Raw genomic sequence first — 18,938 nt, 5'->3', positions numbered from 1 at the left:
CGCACCCTACGAACGCGCCCGGGTACGAGTGCTGCAGGGTCGCTGCTGTGCCGCACTCGGCGACGACGATGAGGCCCGCCTCGAATTCGACTCGGCAGCATCGATATTCCACGGCCTGCATGCGTTGCCGGATCTACGTGAGCTCCGCGTTCCCGCGCTCGCGAACGCACGGAACGGACTGACGCCCCGGGAGATCCAAGTGTTGCGCGCCGTTGCCACGGGCAGGACGAATCGAGCCATCGCCCACGAGTTCGTCATCAGCGAGAAGACGGTGGCCCGGCACCTGAGCAACATATTCACCAAGCTCGACGTGTCCTCACGAGCAGCGGCGACGGCCTATGCGTACGAGCATCGTCTGCTCTGACTGGGTAGAACTGCCCATACGCCGCCACCTTCGATTGCGAATTCCTTCCGACGCGGCCGACGGACAGCAGTAGCTAACGTCGTCGGTGTAGTTCCCTAACCCCGGGGAGTCGTCATGACCGTCCACAGCGCACCCCAGCAGATCGACACCGCCGTCATCGGCGCAGGTCAGGCAGGCCTGTCCGCCGGTTACCATCTCGCTCGTCGCGGCCGCCCGTTCCTCGTCGTCGACACGAACCGACGCATCGGCGACAACTGGCGCTGCCATTGGGACTCGCTGCGCCTGTACAGCCCCGCCGGGTACGACGGACTGCCCGGCATGGCGTTCCCGGGCGACCCGCACCGCTCCCCCACCAAGGACGAGGTCGCCGACTACCTCGAGTCCTATGCCTCCCGCTTCGACCTGCCCGTGCTCGGCAACACCCAGGTCCGCCGGCTCTCCCGCGACGGCGGCCGGTTCGTCCTCGACTGCGGCGACACGCGGATCGAGGCGAACAACGTCGTCGTGGCCACGGGCACGTTCGGTCGAACCCCACGCGTCCCCGACTTCGCCTCCGAGCTGGATCCCGGCATCGTGCAGCTGCATTCGAGCGAGTATCACGATCCGTCGCAGTTGCGCGACGGTCCGGTACTCGTAGTGGGGGCTTCCCATTCCGGCAGCGAGATCGCCTACGAGCTGGCGGCGTCCCATCCGACGACTCTGTGCGGCCGCGACACCGGGCAGCTGCCGGTGCGCGTCGACAGTCCCGCCATGCGCGTGCTGTTCCCGATCCTGTGGTTCGTGTGGGGACATGTGCTGTCCGTGCGCACCCCGATGGGACGACATGCTCGCGAGGACGAACGGCGCCACGGGGCGCCCCTGCTGCGGATCCGTCGGCGGGAGCTGGCCGCACGCGGCGTCACCCGGGTCACCGAGCGCGTGACCGGCGTGGCCGAACTCCGCCCCGTGTTGTCCGACGGCCGGATTCTCGACGTGACGAATGTGGTGTGGTGCACCGGTTTCCGCCAGAAGTACGACTGGATCGACCTACCGGTGTTCGATACGGACGGCTGGCCGCGCGAGGAACGCGGCGTGGTCCCCTCGGTGCCCGGTCTGTACTTCACCGGTCTGTGCTTCCAGTCGTCGTTCCGGTCGATGCTCGTCGGCGGGGCCGGTGCGGACGCGGAGTACGTCGTCCGTCACCTCGTCGCGCACGGCGCCCCCGCGTCCGCCGGAACGGATCCGGGTCGGCACACGCCGCACTACCCGGTGAAGCGGAACTCCACCACGTCGCAGTCGGCCACGACGTAGCCCTCGGCCGTCGAGTCGGCCGACGTCAGAGCGCCCGCTCGAATCCGGCGTGGGTGCAGTCGTAGCCGAGCCGCGCCCCGAACGTCCGAACCCGCTCGTCGTCCGGGTCGACGGCGATCTGCGCGAGCGTGGCACCCCGGTTCCGGCCGTGATCGTGGGCCCACTCGAGCATGGCCGTACCGATGCCGCGGGAACGTTCGGACGAGGCGACCCGGATTCCTTCGACGAGCAGGCGGGTGGCACCGCCCCGGAACAGCCCCGGCACGATCGTCAACTGCATCGTGCCGACGATCCGGCCCACCTCGTCGCGCACCACCGCAAGATAGTGCGAAGGGTCGCGGGCGACAGCGTCGTAGGCCTCTTCGTAACGGGCGAGTTCCACACCGTCGCAGGCGCTCTGCTCGTCGCCGGAGAGCAACCCGACGATCGCCGGTACGTCGGGTCGGCCGGCACGTTGCACCCGATAAGTCCTGTCGCCCAATCGGATCAGACCACCGACCGATTCACGGGCGCGTGCCTGTAGCCGGGCGACGAGCAGGTCCAGCCAGCCACCGACGTGCCGCCGGGCCTCGGTGGTGTCGGGATAGCGGCACCGCAGGTGCAGTCCCGAGTCGTCGAGGATGAACCACAACATCACCCCGTCGGTGCGGATGGTCGCGCCGACGTACTGCGCCTCGAGGCCGGTAGCGTCGACCCGGACGGGAAGCCGGCGCAGGTCCAACCAGGAGATCGCGAACATGCCCGGCGCCTCCGGCATGCCGTCCCACGGGCGCAGGATGTCCTCGAGGGGCCAGGATCCGAGCCTGACCGCCTCCTTGACCGCGTCCGCGGCCGCGCGAGGTTCGGGGACGGCCGATTCGAGCACCGAATTGGTGATGAACCAGCCGACGGAGTCGTGCCAGGTGGCGTCGTACCGGCTGTGCACCGGGAACACCGCCCGCAACGGGGCTCCGGCCAGTTCGAGGGTCACCTCGGTCATGGCCGCCACCACCAACGCGAGGGTGGACACCCCGTCGTCCTTCGCCTGAGCGGAGAAGGCGGCGCTGTCGTCGACGTCGAGCACGTCGCGCACCTCCACGCGTTCGCGTTGGAGGCTCGCCACTCCGAGGGAGAGCGGGAAGCGCGGCATCACGTCGCCGCTGGCGGCGAGCACCTCGGCCCAGCGCTCGTGGACCTCGGCGGGTGCGGCCGGACGGTCCCGCAGTGCCCGGGTGTGTTCCGCGAAGGCCGGTGTCGGTGGCAGGGACGGTTCTCGTCCCGCGCGCACGGCGGCGAGGGCGGCGAGCAGGTCGCGGGCGATCACCAACATGGACCACATGTCGACGTGCGAGTGGTCGGCGGCGACCACGACGGTCGGTTCCGTGGCGGTCTCGAGCACGCACAGCCGGTGCGACGGCCGGTTGTAGGGCGAACACGCGCCGTCGAGGACGTCCCGGAGGGCGTCGTTGACGGCCTGACCGGGGCCGATCGGATGCTCGACCCACCCGCCCGGGCGGATCTCGGCCTCGCGCAGAAGCGGCTCACCGTCGTCGCCGTGCGTGAACACCGAGCGCAGGGTGCCGTGCCGCGCGATCACCGCCAGCCAGGCGGTCGCGAGGTCGTCGGGCGAAACCGGCTCGAACAGGCGGAAGGACAGAGCCATCCAGGAGCCGGGACGTTCGCCCGCGCCGACATGCCGCCGCTGGTCGAACGACACGGGAAGCGCCCGGCCGAGCCCCGCGACGGTCACGTCGTAACCGAGCAGTCGGCCGAACGGCAGGCGCAGGTGCGCCACATTTGTCAGCCGCATGCCGGGTATCCTAGGCGCCTTCCCCAGCAACCGCTTTCCGACGTCGGGAGACGATGTGCCGACCTTCAGTGTGCCGGGGGCCGAACTCGACGTGGAGCTGAGCGACGAGGGTGGCCACCCGGTCGTCCAGCTCCACGGCCTGACCTCGAGCCGCCACCGCGACCGCCTCATGGACCTCGACCTGGGCCGCGGGCTCAGCGGCACCCGACTGCTGCGCTACGACGCGCGGGGGCACGGCCGCTCGACCGGTCGTGCGGTGCCGGAGGACTACCGCTGGCCGGTGCTCGCCGACGACCTGCTGCGGCTGCTCGACCACTACTTCCCCGGCGAGCGGGTACACGGGGTGGGGCCGTCGATGGGCACCGGAACCCTGCTGCACGCGGCGGTGAAGGATCCGGAGCGCTTCAGCAGCCTCACCCTGCTGGTGCCGGCGACCGCCTGGGCCACCCGCGCCGCGAAGGCCGCCGAGTACCGGGCCGCCGCCGATCTCATCGAGCAGCAGGGACTCGCGGCGTTCCTCACGCGCGATCTGACCGCGCCACGACCACCGGCCACCGTCGACGCGCCGGAGACCGTCCCCGACGTCACCGAGGAACTGCTGCCCTCGCTGTTCCGGGGCGCCGCGCTGAGCGACCTGCCCGATCCGGAGGCCGTGTCCGACATCGACATTCCGGTGACGGTGCTGGCGTGGGTCGACGATCCCGCGCACCCGGTGTCCACGGCGGAGTCGTTGGTGGGCCTGCTCCCTCACGCGAAGCTGGAGATCGCGCACACCCCGGCCGATCTCGCACAGTGGCCGAGCATCCTCTGCGAGGACGTCGCCCGGCACGGTTGACTCGCGGTGACGACGTTCGGTTCCCGACGGGGCTACGGAATGGCGGCAAGACAACTTTGGTGTTCTCGACCCCGATATACGGGGTCGAGAACACCAAAATGCGATCGAGTTGGGGCAGCGGCCGCCTTGCGAACCGCGTCGTCGCGTCAGACGTTGAAGCGGAACTCCACCACGTCGCCGTCGGCCATGACGTAGTCCTTGCCCTCCATGCGGACCTTGCCGCGAGCCTTCGCCTCGGCCATCGAGCCGGCCTCGTCGAGGTCGGCGAACGAGACGATCTCGGCCTTGATGAAGCCGCGCTCGAAGTCGGTGTGGATCACGCCGGCCGCCTTGGGGGCGGTGTCACCCTTGCGGATGGTCCAGGCACGCGATTCCTTCGGACCCGCCGTCAGGTAGGTCTGCAGGCCGAGCGTGTGGAAACCGGCGCGCGCGAGCTGCTTCAGACCGGCCTCGGTCTGGCCGATGGATTCGAGCAGCTCCATCGCCTCGTCCTCGTCGAGCTCGAGGAGCTCGGACTCGACCTTGGCGTCGAGGAAGACGGCGTCGGCCGGTGCGACGGCCTTGCGCAGCTCTTCCTTGCGTTCCTCGTTGGTGAGGACGGCCTCGTCGGCGTTGAAGACGTACAGGAACGGCTTGGCGGTGAGCAGGTGCAGGTCGCGCAGCAGCTCGCTCTTCACCTCGCCTTGGGCGGAGAAGATGGTGCGGCCGTCCTCGAGGATCGCCTGCGCCTTCTTCGTCTCCTCCAGTTGGGCGACGAGTTCCTTGTTCTTCCGGGACTCCTTCTCGAGCCGCGGCAGTGCCCGCTCGATCGTCTCCAGATCGGCGAGGATCAGCTCGGTCGCGATGACCTCGATGTCGGCCATCGGGTCGACCTTGCCGTCGACGTGGACCACATCGGGATCGTCGAACACGCGCACGACCTGGCAGATGGCGTCGGCCTCGCGGATGTTGGCGAGGAACTTGTTGCCCATACCCTCACCGGCGGAAGCACCCTTGACGATGCCGGCGATGTCGACGAACGACACCGTGGCCGGGAGGATGCGCTCGGAACCGAAGATCTCGGCGAGCCGGTTCAGACGCGGATCGGGCAGTTCGACGACGCCGACATTGGGCTCGATGGTGGCGAACGGATAGTTCGCTGCCAGCACATCGTTCTTGGTCAACGCATTGAACAGCGTCGACTTGCCGACGTTGGGAAGACCGACGATTCCGAGGGTAAGGCTCACGGAATCGATATTCTACGCGGCCGCCCTCCACTCACTTCATCCGCACGCCGCCCGCACCAGTTGCGCGATGCGCGCAGCCTGATCCTCGTCTGGCGCGGTCGACCCGTTGGTCGCGACCTCCTGGACCTTCGCGTTCACTTCCTGGTCGGATGCACCCTCGTCGATGAGCGGGCAGGTCTCGGTGACGATGGACTCGATGTCCTGCGTCTCCCGGTCGGCCGACAGCTGCGGATAGCCGGTGCGGAAGGCCGCGACGAAGATGTCGAGCTTCGCCTTGTCGAAGATGTCGCCGGCCCGCTGGGCCGCGCTGGACGCGATGCTCTGCACCGACGAGATGGCGCCTTCGGCCTGCTCCTGGACGCTCGTGACGGCGACATCCGCCGACGACCGCACGTCCTCATTGCTCGAACTGTCGTCGGAGCTGCACGCGGTGAGCGCGAAGGCGGCGGCGATCGCCACGACCGCCGCAGGTACACGCAGGCGTCGGGTCGTGCTCGTTCGGTTCGTCACGTTTCGAGAATGCCACGGCCGGGGACCCTTCAGCGCCGTTTCCGGCGTGTCGTCCGGACCACGCGCGGCGCTCGGTGACCGTAGATTGGCGACTGTCGATCGGTATCGAGCTCGATACATGTCGGAAGGACCGTCGTTGACCGAATCGAAGACCGCGCCCAGCGCAAACAGCAGTGGGAAGCCGTCGGCTGAACCCGACCGCGGGAGCCTGCTGGGCACGGGCGGAATCTGGCTCGCCAAGTGGTCGGCCTGCCTGGTCGTCATCGCCGCCGGTGCGGTGGTGATCGGCTGGATCATCGAGAAGATGTGGGTGATCGTGCTGCCGGTCGCCCTCGCGATCGTCGTCTCCACCATCCTGTGGCCGCCCACCCGCTTCATGACCAAACGCGGCGTTCCTCCGGCTGCTGCGGCCGGCCTGACCCTCGTGATGTTCTTCGCGATCGTCGGCGGCATCATCGCCGGCATCGTCCCGTCGGTGGTCTCCCAGATGCCCGACCTGGCCAACAAGGCCACCGAAGGCATCAACACCGTGCAGGAATGGGTGAAGGGACCCCCGATCAACCTGCGCGACGAACAACTCGACAACGCCGTCCACGCGGTGGTCGAACGAGTGCAGGGCAGTGCTGCCACCATCGCGGGCGGTGTCTTCTCCGGTGTGAGCACGGCGGGCTCGCTGCTCGTCACACTCGCTCTCGTCCTCGTGCTGACCTTCTTCTTCATCAAGGACGGCCCGCGCTTCGTGCCGTGGCTGCACCGCGTGAGCGGTGGCCGCGCCGGACGTCACCTCGAAGCGGTACTCGGCCGCATGTGGGACACGCTGGGCGGGTTCATCCGCACGCAGGCCCTCGTGAGCTTCATCGACGCCCTCTTCATCGGTATCGGCCTGCTGATCCTCGGAGTCCCGCTCGCACCCGTCCTGGCGATCCTCACCTTCATCGGCGGATTCATTCCCATCGTCGGTGCGTTCGTCGCGGGTGCGTTGGCAGTCCTCGTGGCGCTCGTCGCGAACGGTTTCACGACCGCGATCATCGTGCTGGTCCTCATCATCGCGGTGCAGCAGATCGAGGGGAACGTGCTGCAACCGGTGCTGCAGTCGCGGTCGATGAACCTGCATGCGGCCGTGGTGCTGCTCGCGGTGACGGCCGGCTCGTCGCTGTTCGGGATCGTCGGTGCGTTCCTGGCGGTGCCGGTCGCGGCGGTGGCCGCGGTGGTCATCCGCTACATCGGCGAACAGATCGACGAGCGCGCCAACGAAGGCGAGGACGACGAGACGAAGGCACTCCCGGCTCCGGGCGACACCTCGGTGCCCGATCCGAAGCCGGCGTCTCCGGCACCGGCCGCCTCCGAGGACTGAGGGCGGTCAGCTCGCGACGCGGACGGTGGATCCCGAGCGGCCACGGATGACGTGGAGCCTGCTCGGGATCCGCTGCCGCATCTCGTCGACGTGACTGACCACGCCCACCACGCGGCCTCCCGCACGCAGTTCGTCGAGCACGCCCATGACGGCTTCGAGGGAGTCGGCGTCGAGTGAGCCGAACCCTTCGTCGATGAACATCGTGTCGAGCACGAGCCCACCGGCCTCGGCGGCGACGACGTCGGCGAGTCCGAGGGCGAGTGCGAGGGACGCTTGGAAGGACTCGCCGCCCGACAGCGTCTTCGTCGACCGCACGGCGCCGGTGTACTCGTCGTGGATGTCGAGGCCGAGACCGCCGCGACGTCCCCGGCTCTCGGCGGCGTCGGAGTGCACGAATTCGTAGCGGCCGCCGGACATCCTGCGCAGACGTTCGGAGGCGGCGTCGGCGACCTCTTCGAGTCGCGCCGCGAGCACGTACGAGCGCAGCGACATCTTCTTGGCGTTCGACCCCATCCCGGCGACGACGTCGGCGAGCGCGGAGAGTTCGGCGTGTTCGTCGAGCAGCGGGGCGAGTTCGGCGCACGCACGCTCGAGCCGTCGGGTGTAGTTCTCGATGTCGAGGTGCCGGCGCTCGGCCTCGGTGGCCGCGCTCAGGGCGGCCTCGACCGCGGCGGCACCCTCGTCCACCACCGCACGCGCGGCCGCCACGTCGGCGACCTCGTCGCCGGTGAGCGCCGCGATCGCCGGATCGTTCAGAGTGGAGGTTGCCACCGCGCGTTCGTCGTCGGCGGCACGCAGGACACGGTCGATCTCGGCGAGCCGCTCGGGCGTCCGGACAGCTGCGCGGGCACTGTCGAGGTCGGCGAAGCCCGCCTCCGCAGCTGCGGTGCGGGCATCGGCGGCGCGTTCGTCGGCGGCCGTGCGCGCCTGCAGGGCGGCGGTGCGGGCATCGAGCAGTGCGGTGGCGGCGGCGGACAGTGCGGCGACCGTCCTGCGTCGCGGGGCGAGCAGGTCGAGGTCGCCGACGGCCTCGACGATGCGCTCGCGGATCTCCGTGATCTCGGCCGCGCGGACCGCGTCCTCGCGGGCGAGCTCGGACAGTTCGGCGTCGAGCCGCTTCTCCTGTTCGGCCAACACCGTGTCGAGTTTGCGCAGGTCCTCGACCGCCGCGCGCAGGTGGTCGAGCCGGCCGACGACGGTGGCGGCCTCGTCGTGGGCACGGACCGCCGCGGCGTGGGCGGTGGTGAGTTCGGCGAGTTCGGCGTCGCCGCAACGCTGTCGGAGGACGGCGACGATCCCGGAGAGTTCGGTGACGGCCTCGCGTGCTTCGCTCAGCGCGGTGGCGGCGCGTTGCTCGGCGGCGTGGGCGCGTTCCTCGTCTGCCTTCGTCGCAGTGTCGGGAGCCGGGCGCGCGGGCTCGGGATGTTCGGTGGAACCGCAGACCACGCACGGTTCGCCGTCGGTGAGACGCGCGGCGAGTTCGGCTGCCATTCCGTCGATCCGGCGCTGCCGGACGTCGAGGTGCGCGTCGCGCGCGTCGTTGAATTCGGAGTGCAGTTGCAGTACCCGAGCTTCGAGCCTTTCGAGTTCGGTTCGGCGCGAAGCCAGTTCGGTGGCGGCGTCGAGCGCGTCGGCGGCGCGGTCGCGCGCGGTGGAGAGCCCGGGAAGCATCGCGGCTGCACGTTCGGCCTCGGCGACCGCATCAGCAGCGGCGGTCGACCGCTCGGGCAGCGCGGCGCGCTCGTCGATCACCTGCCGACGCTCGTCGGTGAGGGCACGGCGACGTCCGGCGAACTTCTCGCGTTCGTTCTCGAGCTCGGTGAGACGACGACGGCGATCGAGCAGCACGTCGAGTCGCGCTGCCTCCGAAGACCATTCCTCGCATCGAGGACGGACGATGTCGCGGTCGGCGGCGGACGGCGTCGGCCCGACAGCCCCGAGGAGTTCGCGTCCTTCGTCGTCGTTGCGGAGCGGCGCGGCGGCCGTCTCGGCGCGCGCCACGGCGGCATCGGCCTCGCGCGCGAGGCGAGCGGCCTCCCGATCGACGACCGCGACGCTCACCGCGCGATGCGCGGCGTCGCGCTCGGCTGTCACGGCGACGCGCTGCGTCTGCGTCTGCTCGAGTTCGGCGAGGATGTTCAGGGCGTCGCGGCGGCGGCGGAGTCGGTCGGCGAGAGCGACGGTCTCGTCGAGCCTGCGCCGGTTGGCCTCGTCGACGGCGCGGACTCGTGCGAGCGCTGCGGCGGCATCGTCGCGGTTCTCGGCGGCCTCGGCGAGCAGGCGGCCCGCCCATTCCACCGGATCGGCGTCGGCACCCGCCTCGATCCCGGCGGACGCGGCCACCTTCGCCGCGAGCACTTCGACCTTCTTCTGTTGCTCGGCAAGCAGTTTCGTTCCGGCACCGCGACGATCGCGGAACCACTGCTCGACGTCGCCGAAACGGGTGGTGTCGAACAGACGCTCGAGCAGCCTGCCGCGCTCCTCGCTGTTCGCGCGCAGGAACCGGGCGAAGTCGCCCTGCGGAAGGAGCACCACCTGGAAGAACTGTTCGGCGCTCATCCCGAGCAGCGACTTGACGACGTCGCCGATCTCCTGGGCGCGGGACAGGTTCTCCCCCGACCCGTCGAGCCAGGTGAGATTCGCCTTGGCCTGCTGCTTGATCGTGCCGGTGCCGCGCTTCTTCGGGCGTTCGAAGTCGGGGCTGCGTTCGATGGCCAGACGGCGACCCGCGATGGTCGCCTCGAGCCGGACCGTCGGCACGGCACCCACCCGTGCGTGGTCGGACAGCAACCGGCGTCCCTCGGAGCGAGCACCGGGGACGGTGCCGTAGAGCGCGAACGCGACCGCGTCGAGGATCGACGTCTTGCCCGCGCCCGTCTGCCCGTGCAGTAGGAACAACCCGTCGGCGCCGAGCTCGTCGAAGTCGATCTCGACGGTGTCGGCGAACGGACCGAAAGCAGTGATCTCGAGGTGGTGCAGTCTCATGCCGGCACGTCCGTCCGCCACTGCGTGTCGGTCTCGTCGCCGATGCCGCGTCGGCGGTCGACCTCCCTCAACGCTTCGTCGATCCAGCCGCGCTCGCGTTCGGACGGTTCGGAACGCACATCGGTGAGGAACGATGCGGCGATGTCGCGATCGCTGCGCCCGCGCACCTTGTCGCGGTAGTTGCCCTCCGTGGATCCGGCCGGTCGCTGCCATTCGACGTGCACGGCGTACGGGAACCGCTCCTGCAGGCGACGCATGGCGTCGAGCGGGCGGATCGCGTCGGTCAGCACCGCGGAGACGTAGTGCTCCTCGACGGCGGCATGCGCCGGATCGGCGAGCAGATCGTCGAGTTCGCCTTCGAGACGGGTCAATTCGCGGATCACCGGGAGATCGACCCGCTCGACGGACGCCGCACCCGAGGCGTCGAGGTCGACGACGAACACCGCCTTGCGGTGCGAGCGCTCGCCGAAGGAGTACGGCAACGGCGATCCCGAGTACCGGACGGTCTCGCTCACCGTCTGCGGGGAATGCAGGTGACCGAGCGCGACGTAGTCGGCACCGTCGAACGACGAGGCGGCGACCGTCTCGACCCCGCCGACGGAGATGGACCGCTCGGAGTCGCTGGGCTCGCCACCGACGACGAAGGCGTGGGCCAGGACGACGGTGCGGCCGTCGCGACCCGCGGCGTCGGTGCCGCCGTCGCGACCCGCGACATCGGCGCGTACGCGTTCCATCGCCGCGTCGAGGATCTGCTGGTGCGAGCGGGCCTCGGGCACGCCGAGCTCGGCGCGGGTGATCTCCGGTTCGAGATACGGGATGCCGTAGAAGCGGACCGGGCCGTGCTCATCGTGCAGGACGACGGGGCTGTCGATCTGCGACACGCGGGTGATCAGGTGCAGACCACCGTGCGCGGCGAAGGCGGCGCCGGCACCGAGCCGGACCGGCGAGTCGTGGTTGCCGGAGGTGGCGACGATGATCGCCCCTGCCTCACGGATGGCCTCGAGGCCGGCGTTGCACACGGCGACCGCGTCGGAACTCGGGATCGACCGGTCGTACACGTCGCCCGGCACGACCACCACGTCGATCCGGCGTTCGGCCACCAGATCGGCGATGGCCCGCAGCGCACGCGCCTGGTCGGCGAGCAGGTCGACACCGTGGAAGGTGCGGCCGATGTGCCAGTCGGAGGTGTGCAGGATCCGCATGGGACAGACGGTAGAGGAGAGGACCGACATCCCCGGATGTCGGGTGGATGTCGCATCGATGAGGCATCATCCGCCACATGACAGCACTCACGGCACTCGGCCTGCTCGTCGCGCTCGGTCTCGGGGTGGTGCTCGGCTGGCTGTTGCGGGCCTCCCGCGACGGCGAACGTGCAGCCCGTGCCGAGGCTCAGCTGGCGGCCCTCCGCGACAACGAGGAGCAGCTGCGTCAGTCGCTGGCCGCGGTGAGCGAGGACGCCGCCCGCCGGCAGTCCGGCGCCATCGGCGACCAGGTGTCGCGGCTCGTCGGCCCGTTGAACGAGGCCGTGGGCGCGCTGGCCCGGCAGGTCGAGCACGTCGAACGCAACCGCGTGCACGCCTACGCCGGGCTGAGCGAGCAGGTCGAGGGCATGCACCGCGCGTCGCAGCTGCTGTCCACCCGCACCCAGCAGCTGGTCACCGCGCTGCGTGCGCCGCAGATCCGTGGCCGATGGGGCGAGATCCAGCTCGAACGGGTCGTCGAGCTCGCCGGGATGGTCCGGCACTGCGACTTCGACACGCAGGTGAGCAAGGACGGGGTACGTCCCGATCTGCTGGTCTACCTCGCCGGGGGCAAGCAGATCGTCGTCGACGCGAAGGTGCCTTTCGCCGCCTATCTGGATGCCGCCGAGGCCGAGGAACCCGACGAGCGCGACCGGCACCTCACGCGCCACGCACGCCAGCTGCGCACCCACATCGACCAATTGTCGGCCAAGGCCTACTGGGAGTCGTTCGACCCGACGCCCGAGTTCGTCGTGCTGTTCGTCCCCGGCGATCCGTTCCTCGATGCCGCGCTCGGCGCCGATCCCGATCTGCTCGAGCACGCCTTCGCCCGGAACGTCATCCTCGCCACACCCACCACGCTGGTCGCGTTGCTGCGCACGATCGCGCACACCTGGCGGCAGGAGGCGCTCTCCCGCGACGCCGCGACCATCCACCGGCTGGGCCGTGAGCTGTACCAACGGCTCGGTGTGGTCGGCTCCCACCTCGACCGGCTCGGCAACCAGCTCGGCAAGGCCGTCGATTCGTTCAACATGACGGTGTCGTCGATGGACACCCGGGTGGGTGTGACGGCCCGCAAGCTCCACGACCTGGAAATTTTCGACGGTGAGGTGCCCGAGGTCCAGCGTGTCGATGCCTGGCCGCGACGCAGCACTCTGGCAGAAAGAGCAGTGGCGGACGGTCCTGTCGACGAAGCGAGCTGACACAGCCACGCTAATGTCTACGTTGTGTCTGCAACCCAACGTGCACGTTCGGCGGTGCCGCTCGACATGCGGTCGTTGGTGCCTACGGTGCCCGGTGTGCCCTGGTGGGGTGCCGTGGCGATCGCAGCCGGAACGACGCTTCTCGGGGTGCTGCTCGACAGCGCACGCGGGAACGAGCTGACCTCTGCGTTCACTGTCTTCTATGTGCTCGGCTGCGTCGCGGCCGTGGTGGCGGTGCGCTATCGCGGACTGTTCACGGCCATGGCCCAGCCGCCTCTGCTGCTGCTCCTCGCGGTGCCGATCGGCCAGGAGATCGTCTCCCCCGACAGCACCGGCGGTTTGAAGGATCTCGCGCTCAACGTCGCCTATCCGCTCGTGAACCGCTTTCCGGCGATGCTGGTGGCGACGCTCCTGGCTCTGGCGATCGGCGGTTTCCGGATCTTCGTGACCCGACAGAACACGGGGGTACGTGCCCGTGCGCCGCGAGAGCGGGCGAAGCCGCGGGCGGCGAAGGCCGGAACCGCGAAGGAACGCCCGGCCCGCGCCGCCGGTGATCGGCCGACCCGCGCTGCGAGCGACCGTCCGACCAGGCGTGCGGCCCGGGAACGATCGGCGACGGCTACCCCTGCGGATGCACCTCGCACCGCCGCGGGCCGCAGCACGCCGACCGCGAAGGCGTCGGTCCGGGAGGTCGCCGACACCCGTCCGCGTCGCCGCGTCCGTCCCGAAGGACCGGCCGCCGAGCAGCCCGCCCCTCGACGTGCTCGCGCTCCCCGACCTGCGGACCCGGTGCCGCCGGAGGTCCGCGAGCCGCGGCGCCGCCCGGCACCCGATCCGGAGACCGGTCGGCCGGCGCCCTCCCCCGCACCCACGCAGGGCTACGAGCCGCCGCGCGTGCGGTACCGCGACCGCTACGAGGACTGACCCACACGACGAAGACGACCGGTCACCTGCCGATGGACGGCGGTGACCGGTCGTCTTCGCTCTACGGAACTACCCGGTTCAGCGACGCGACGCGCGCAGTTCGCGCGGCAGGGCGAACACCAGGGTCTCGTTGGCGGTCGTCACCGACTGCACGTCGTGGAAGCCGCGCTCGTCGAGGAACTGGACGACGCCCTGCACGAGAATCTCGGGGACCGACGCACCGGAGGTGATGCCGACGGTCTCGACGCCCTCGAGCCAGGCCGGATCGATCTCCTTGGCGTAGTCGACCAGGTGCGCTGCCCGGGCACCCGCGCCGAGGGCGACCTCGACGAGCCGCACGGAGTTCGACGAGTTCCGCGACCCCACGACGATCACCAGATCGCACTCGGGTGCCATCGCCTTCACCGCGACCTGCCGGTTCTGGGTGGCGTAGCAGATGTCGTCGCTCGGCGGATCCTGCAGCTGCGGGAACTTCTGACGCAGACGCTGCACGGTCTGCATCGTCTCGTCGACGCTGAGGGTGGTCTGGGACAGCCAGATGACCTTCGACGGGTCGCGCACGGTCACCGAATCGACGGCGTCGGGGCCATCGACGAGCTGCACGTGGTCGGGGGCCTCACCTGCGGTGCCCTCGACCTCCTCGTGGCCCTCGTGACCGATGAGCAGGATGTCGAAGTCGTCGCGGGCGAAGCGCTTGGCCTCCTGGTGGACCTTCGTCACCAGCGGGCAGGTCGCGTCGATGGTGCGCAGCTGCCGGGAGGCGGCCGATTCGTGGACCGCGGGCGACACACCGTGCGCCGAGAACACGAGCACGGCGCCCTCGGGCACCTCGTCGGTCTCGTCGACGAACACCACACCGCGGTCGGCGAGCGTGTCGACGACGTGGCGGTTGTGCACGATCTCCTTGCGGACGTAGATCGGCGCACCGTACTTGTCGAGCGCCTTCTCGACGGTCTCGACGGCGCGGTCGACGCCGGCGCAGTAGCCGCGCGGCTCGGCGAGCAGGACGCGCTTTCCGGAGGTGGAGGGACCGGCGGACCGTGTGATCCCGACTTCGAGAGGAACAGGCGCAGACATACCTCCAGAGTACGGGGCGCGTCGGAGCGGGGCTTCCCAGCTCGCGGCCGACGTGCTCCCCGGCTACCAATCACGCCGATCATCGGGCAGTCTTGGGGCATGATCCGTCCACCGTTCCTGGCACGGGTGGCTGCCGGCGTTGCTGTCACCGCGTACGAAGAGACCCTCAAGCTGCCGAGCACAGCCGTTTCGTTGCCGATGACGACGGTGAGCCAGATCCTGCAGACGACGATGCGAGTGCAGCAGGTCATGACCTCGCTCGCCATCAAGGGCGACCAGTTCTTCGAGATCTTCGGAGCGGAGCCCGGCGAGACCGCACAGTGGGCGACCTTCGACGACGACGGCTCTGCCCCTTCGGACGAGCCCACGACCTCGACGAACAACACCCCGAACGGCGCTCCCGGCCGGTTCGCCCTGTACTCGATCCCGCCGGCGACCGAGGCCGATGCGCCCGTGGCCGAGCCGGCCGCACCGGTGAAGGCGGGCACCGCGACGACGAAGGGGCCCGCGAAGAAGACGGCAGCCAAGAAGTCTTCTCCGAAGAAGGCCGCCGCGAAGTCCGCCGACGCCGAGGTCACAAAGATCGGCGAGACCACGGACACGAAGGTCGCCTCCGACGACCGTTCCGAGATCGTCGAATACCTCGACTACGACTCGCTGACCCTCGCGCAGCTGCGCGCCCGACTGCGCGCACTGTCGGTGGACGAGCTCACAGCGTTGCTCGAATACGAGAATGCTCACGCCGCGCGTACTCCGTTCGTGACGATGCTGTCGAACCGGATCACGAGCGCGCGTAACAAGTGACGGCCGGACAGAACGCGGCACGCCCGAACTCCGCGGAGCAGCCCTGGCCCGTCCGCACCGTGGCGCAGAAGGTCGCCGGGTGGATCGACAAGCTCGGCACCATCTGGGTCGAGGGGCAGATCACCCAGATCAACGCTCGTCCCGGGACGCGGACGGCGTTCCTGACCCTGCGCGACCCGTCGGTGGACATGTCCCTGCAGGTGACCTGCTCGCCGCAACTTCTGCAGCAGTCGGGGGTGCCGCTCACCGAGGGCAGCCGCGTCGTCATGTTCGGGAAGATGACCTTCTGGCCCGGCCGCGGCAGCCTCGCGCTGCGGGTCACCGAGATCCGGGCGATCGGCATCGGGGAACTGCTCGCGCGGCTCGAACGACTGCGCGCGTTGCTCGCGGCCGAGGGATTGTTCGACCCGCGGCTCAAGCGCCCCCTCCCCTTCCTGCCGCGCCGCGTCGGCCTGGTCACCAGCCGTGGCAGCGCGGCCGAACGCGACGTGTTGTCGGTCGCGCAGCGTCGCTGGCCGGCCGTGCAGTTCGACGTCCGCCACGCGACCGTGCAGGGTCCGACCGCGGTCACGCAGCTCATCGAGGCCCTCGAAGCACTCGACAAGGACCCGGACGTCGACGTGATCGTCCTCGCCCGCGGCGGCGGCAGCGTCGAGGACCTGCTGCCGTTCTCCGACGAGGCGCTGTGCCGTGCCATCGTCGCGTGCACGACGCCCGTGGTCAGCGCGATCGGCCACGAGCCCGACAGTCCGCTCTGCGATCACGTCGCCGACCTGCGGGCGGCGACCCCGACCGACGCCGCGAAGCGCGTCGTACCCGATGCGGTCGCCGAACTCGATCTCGTCGACGAGCTGAGAGCACGGTCCGCGGCAGCGCTGCGCAACTGGGTCCGACGCGAGGAACATGTGATCGCGCAGCTGCGCGACCGTCCCGTCCTGGCCGATCCGTTCCGCGATCTCGACCGGCGGCACGAGGAGATCGAGCGGCTGCAGCACGCGGCACGGCGCGACGTCACGAGGCTGATCTCGTCGCAGTCGTCGACGCTCGAACACCTGCGGGCACGGCTGGCGACCCTCGGACCCGCGGCGACCCTGGCGCGTGGCTACGCCGTGGTCCAGCGGATCGTGCCGGGCAGCGCCCCCGAAGTGGTACGCACACTCGACGAGATGCCCATCGGCACCCAGCTGCGGGTGCGCGTGGCGGACGGCGCGGCCCGCGCCGCCGTCATGGGACACGAACGACAAGGAAGATCAGGACAGTGACGAACGTGGGAACCGACGACGCCAACGCCGATGTGCGGGAGTTCGGCTACGAGCGAGCTCGGGACGAACTCGTCAACGTCGTGAAGATGCTCGAACAGGGCGGTCTCGACCTCGACGACTCGCTGCAGCTGTGGGAGCGCGGCGAGGCGCTCGCGAAGCGCTGCGAGGAACATCTCGCCGGCGCCCGCGAACGTGTCGAGCAGGCCCTCTCCCTCGCGGACGACGAGGACGAAGACGACGAGTACGAGGACTGACCTCGACCGATCCGACCCGGATCAGGGTTCGAGCGGCTCGGCCCTGCCCGCGGCCGTGGCCAGGGTGGTGAACTCGGCTTCGTCGCCCGAGCCACCGATCAGGATGCGCACGTCGCCGAAGTCGGACACCCAGAGTGCCTCGACACCCTCGCCTCCGTAAACCACCCAGTCGTGGTCCTCGACGACACGGGTGTCGGTGGCGGTGCGGGCACCTCCGGCGACGAATCGCACCAGTTCGTCCTCACCGGCATCCGACTGGGTGAGACGTACGTAGCGACCTGCGGGAGTGATGAAACCGACGGTGCTCGAATCACCTCCCTGGCCACCGGAGACGATGCTGCGGCTACCGGAGTTGGGCTGCCAGTCCTCGGGCACCTCGGGATGGCGGATCGGGAATCCGAGCTCCGCCGCGTCGTACTTCAGGCCGGCATCGATGTCGAAGCTCGGCACCGGACCCGCCGTGGGCCCGCCGGGCTTGAACTCGCACTGGCTGGCGATCGCCGCGATGAACAGGATCAGCACGAGCAGCGGGATCAGCGACCACGCCATATCGCGACCGTCTTGCAGGATGCGAGGTTTCTTGGATGCCACGCGTCCAGTCTGACAGCTACGAAACGGGCATGTTCAGGCCGGGCGGGTCCGACAGCCCACAGCATCGGCCGTGATGAGACAATAGCCACGCGACACACACCGATCGTGCGGACACCCTCGGCGTCCGCTCCCTCTGCCGGCGCAACCCGCGTCGACCGAAAAGTCTCCAGGAGGCAGTAGCCCATGACGGCCAGCACCCCACGCCGCGAAGCTCCGGACCGCAACCTCGCGCTCGAACTGGTCCGCGTCACCGAGGCCGCGGCGATGGCGGCCGGCCGGTGGGTCGGACGCGGCGACAAGGAAGGTGGCGACGGCGCCGCCGTCGACGCGATGCGGCACATGGTCAGCTCCGTGTCGATGCAGGGTGTCGTCGTGATCGGTGAGGGCGAGAAGGACGAAGCGCCCATGCTGTACAACGGCGAGGAGGTCGGCAACGGCGACGGTCCGCTGTGCGACGTCGCGGTCGACCCGATCGACGGCACGACCCTCATGTCGAAGGGCGCTCCCGGCGCGATCGCGGTGCTCGCCGTGGCCGAGCGGGGCGCGATGTTCGACCCGTCCGCCGTGTTCTACATGGAGAAGATCGCCGTCGGTCCCGAGGCCGCCGACGTCATCGACATCACCGCCCCGATCGCGGAGAACATCCGTCGCGTCGCGAAGGCGAAGAACATCGCGCACGCCGACCTGACCGTGACGATCCTCGACCGTCCACGCCACGCGCAGATCATCAAGGAGGTGCGCGAGGCGGGTGCCCGCATCCGTCTGATCTCCGACGGCGACGTCGCCGGCGCGATCGCCGCTGCTCGTCCGGGTTCGGGTGTCGACATGCTGCTCGGCATCGGCGGTACCCCCGAGGGCATCATCGCCGCGGCCGCGATGCGTTGCATGGGCGGCGCACTCCAGGGTCGACTGGCGCCGAAGGACGACGCCGAGCGCCAGAAGGCGATCGACGCCGGTCACGATCTTGCTCGTGTCCTCACCACCGACGATCTCGTCACCGGCGAGAACATCTTCTTCTGCGCGACCGGCGTCACCGACGGTGAGCTGCTCCGCGGCGTCCGCTACTCCGCGGGTGGCGCGGAGACGCAGTCGATCGTCATGCGCAGCAAGTCGGGCACGGTGCGCATGATCGAGGCGTACCACCGCCTGCAGAAGCTCAGCGAGTTCTCGTCCATCGACTTCCACGGTGTCGCGGGCTCGCCGTATCCCATGCCCTGATCCACACGGCCC

At 69.7% G+C, this 18,938-nt stretch carries 17 protein-coding genes; 10 read left to right on the top strand and 7 right to left on the bottom strand.

What is annotated here, in order from left to right; translation table 11 throughout:
• Positions 1-199: 199 nt before the first annotated feature.
• Entirely contained in the window at positions 200-364 is a 165-nt protein-coding gene (locus CKW34_RS24615) for a response regulator transcription factor (RefSeq protein WP_231921802.1), read from the top strand.
• 114 nt (positions 365-478) lie between these two features.
• Positions 479-1,654, top strand: a complete 1,176-nt coding sequence (locus tag CKW34_RS05915) for a flavin-containing monooxygenase (RefSeq protein WP_039586383.1) — start codon at positions 479-481, stop codon at positions 1,652-1,654.
• Positions 1,655-1,679: 25 nt separating this feature from the next.
• Here the strand turns inward: CKW34_RS05915 and CKW34_RS05910 are convergent, their stop codons facing one another.
• Positions 1,680-3,443: a GNAT family N-acetyltransferase gene (locus CKW34_RS05910; RefSeq protein WP_059381560.1), complete on the bottom strand. Its 1,764-nt coding sequence runs from the start codon at positions 3,441-3,443 to the stop codon at positions 1,680-1,682.
• A gap of 55 nt (positions 3,444-3,498) precedes the next feature.
• Here CKW34_RS05910 and CKW34_RS05905 point away from each other — a divergent pair, with 55 nt between their 5' ends.
• The gene (locus CKW34_RS05905) at positions 3,499-4,278 is read left to right on the top strand and encodes an alpha/beta fold hydrolase (protein WP_059381561.1); all 780 of its coding nucleotides are present in this window, start codon (positions 3,499-3,501) and stop codon (positions 4,276-4,278) included.
• 146 nt (positions 4,279-4,424) lie between these two features.
• On the opposite strand, the gene ychF is transcribed toward CKW34_RS05905, so the two are convergent.
• Positions 4,425-5,504: a redox-regulated ATPase YchF gene (gene ychF, locus CKW34_RS05900; protein WP_059381562.1), complete on the bottom strand. Its 1,080-nt coding sequence runs from the start codon at positions 5,502-5,504 to the stop codon at positions 4,425-4,427.
• 36 nt (positions 5,505-5,540) lie between these two features.
• A complete protein-coding gene (locus CKW34_RS05895; RefSeq protein WP_229580455.1) occupies positions 5,541-6,014 on the bottom strand; it encodes a hypothetical protein in 474 nt (157 codons plus the stop codon).
• A 136-nt stretch (positions 6,015-6,150) separates the two neighbouring features.
• Between CKW34_RS05895 and CKW34_RS05890 the strand changes: the two genes are divergently transcribed.
• On the top strand, positions 6,151-7,368 hold the full coding sequence (locus CKW34_RS05890; RefSeq protein ID WP_059381611.1) for an AI-2E family transporter: 1,218 nt from the start codon (positions 6,151-6,153) through the stop codon (positions 7,366-7,368).
• 6 nt (positions 7,369-7,374) lie between these two features.
• Here CKW34_RS05890 and CKW34_RS05885 read toward each other — a convergent pair whose 3' ends face one another.
• Complete coding sequence (locus CKW34_RS05885; protein WP_059381613.1) at positions 7,375-10,353, bottom strand: AAA family ATPase; 2,979 nt, start codon at positions 10,351-10,353, stop codon at positions 7,375-7,377.
• Entirely contained in the window at positions 10,350-11,555 is a 1,206-nt protein-coding gene (locus CKW34_RS05880) for an exonuclease SbcCD subunit D (protein ID WP_059381563.1), read from the bottom strand. Before CKW34_RS05880 ends, CKW34_RS05885 begins: the two co-directional genes overlap by 4 nt.
• A 77-nt stretch (positions 11,556-11,632) precedes the next feature.
• Here CKW34_RS05880 and CKW34_RS05875 point away from each other — a divergent pair, with 77 nt between their 5' ends.
• Positions 11,633-12,796: a DNA recombination protein RmuC gene (locus tag CKW34_RS05875; protein ID WP_016693938.1), complete on the top strand. Its 1,164-nt coding sequence runs from the start codon at positions 11,633-11,635 to the stop codon at positions 12,794-12,796.
• Between the two features lie 54 nt (positions 12,797-12,850).
• Complete coding sequence (locus CKW34_RS05870) at positions 12,851-13,720, top strand: DUF6542 domain-containing protein (RefSeq protein WP_059381564.1); 870 nt, start codon at positions 12,851-12,853, stop codon at positions 13,718-13,720.
• 78 nt (positions 13,721-13,798) lie between these two features.
• On the opposite strand, the gene CKW34_RS05865 is transcribed toward CKW34_RS05870, so the two are convergent.
• Positions 13,799-14,797: a 4-hydroxy-3-methylbut-2-enyl diphosphate reductase gene (locus CKW34_RS05865; protein WP_016693940.1), complete on the bottom strand. Its 999-nt coding sequence runs from the start codon at positions 14,795-14,797 to the stop codon at positions 13,799-13,801.
• Between the two features lie 99 nt (positions 14,798-14,896).
• Between CKW34_RS05865 and CKW34_RS05860 the strand changes: the two genes are divergently transcribed.
• The 3 genes from CKW34_RS05860 to CKW34_RS05850 are packed head-to-tail and all read left to right on the top strand — an operon-like array spanning position 14,897 to position 17,117.
• The gene (locus tag CKW34_RS05860; RefSeq protein ID WP_059381565.1) at positions 14,897-15,601 is read left to right on the top strand and encodes a lipid droplet-associated protein; all 705 of its coding nucleotides are present in this window, start codon (positions 14,897-14,899) and stop codon (positions 15,599-15,601) included.
• Positions 15,598-16,863 carry an exodeoxyribonuclease VII large subunit gene (gene xseA / locus CKW34_RS05855; RefSeq protein ID WP_059381566.1) on the top strand — a complete coding sequence of 422 codons (1,266 nt, stop codon included), beginning with the start codon at positions 15,598-15,600 and terminating at the stop codon, positions 16,861-16,863. The genes CKW34_RS05860 and xseA overlap by 4 nt, the downstream gene beginning before the upstream one ends.
• Positions 16,860-17,117, top strand: a complete 258-nt coding sequence (locus CKW34_RS05850; protein WP_059381567.1) for an exodeoxyribonuclease VII small subunit — start codon at positions 16,860-16,862, stop codon at positions 17,115-17,117. The genes xseA and CKW34_RS05850 overlap by 4 nt, the downstream gene beginning before the upstream one ends.
• 21 nt (positions 17,118-17,138) lie before the next feature.
• Here CKW34_RS05850 and CKW34_RS05845 read toward each other — a convergent pair whose 3' ends face one another.
• The gene (locus tag CKW34_RS05845; RefSeq protein ID WP_080968179.1) at positions 17,139-17,708 is read right to left on the bottom strand and encodes a DUF4245 domain-containing protein; all 570 of its coding nucleotides are present in this window, start codon (positions 17,706-17,708) and stop codon (positions 17,139-17,141) included.
• A gap of 183 nt (positions 17,709-17,891) precedes the next feature.
• On the opposite strand from CKW34_RS05845, the gene glpX reads away from it, so the two are divergent.
• A complete protein-coding gene (glpX, locus tag CKW34_RS05840; RefSeq protein ID WP_059381569.1) occupies positions 17,892-18,926 on the top strand; it encodes a class II fructose-bisphosphatase in 1,035 nt (344 codons plus the stop codon).
• Positions 18,927-18,938 lie beyond the last annotated feature (12 nt).

The sequence above is a fragment of the Rhodococcus rhodochrous genome (assembly GCF_900187265.1).
GTDB lineage: Bacteria > Actinomycetota > Actinomycetes > Mycobacteriales > Mycobacteriaceae > Rhodococcus > Rhodococcus rhodochrous.
Note: the sequence above shows the minus strand (reverse complement) of the source record. Positions and strands in the feature narration are given on the sequence as shown.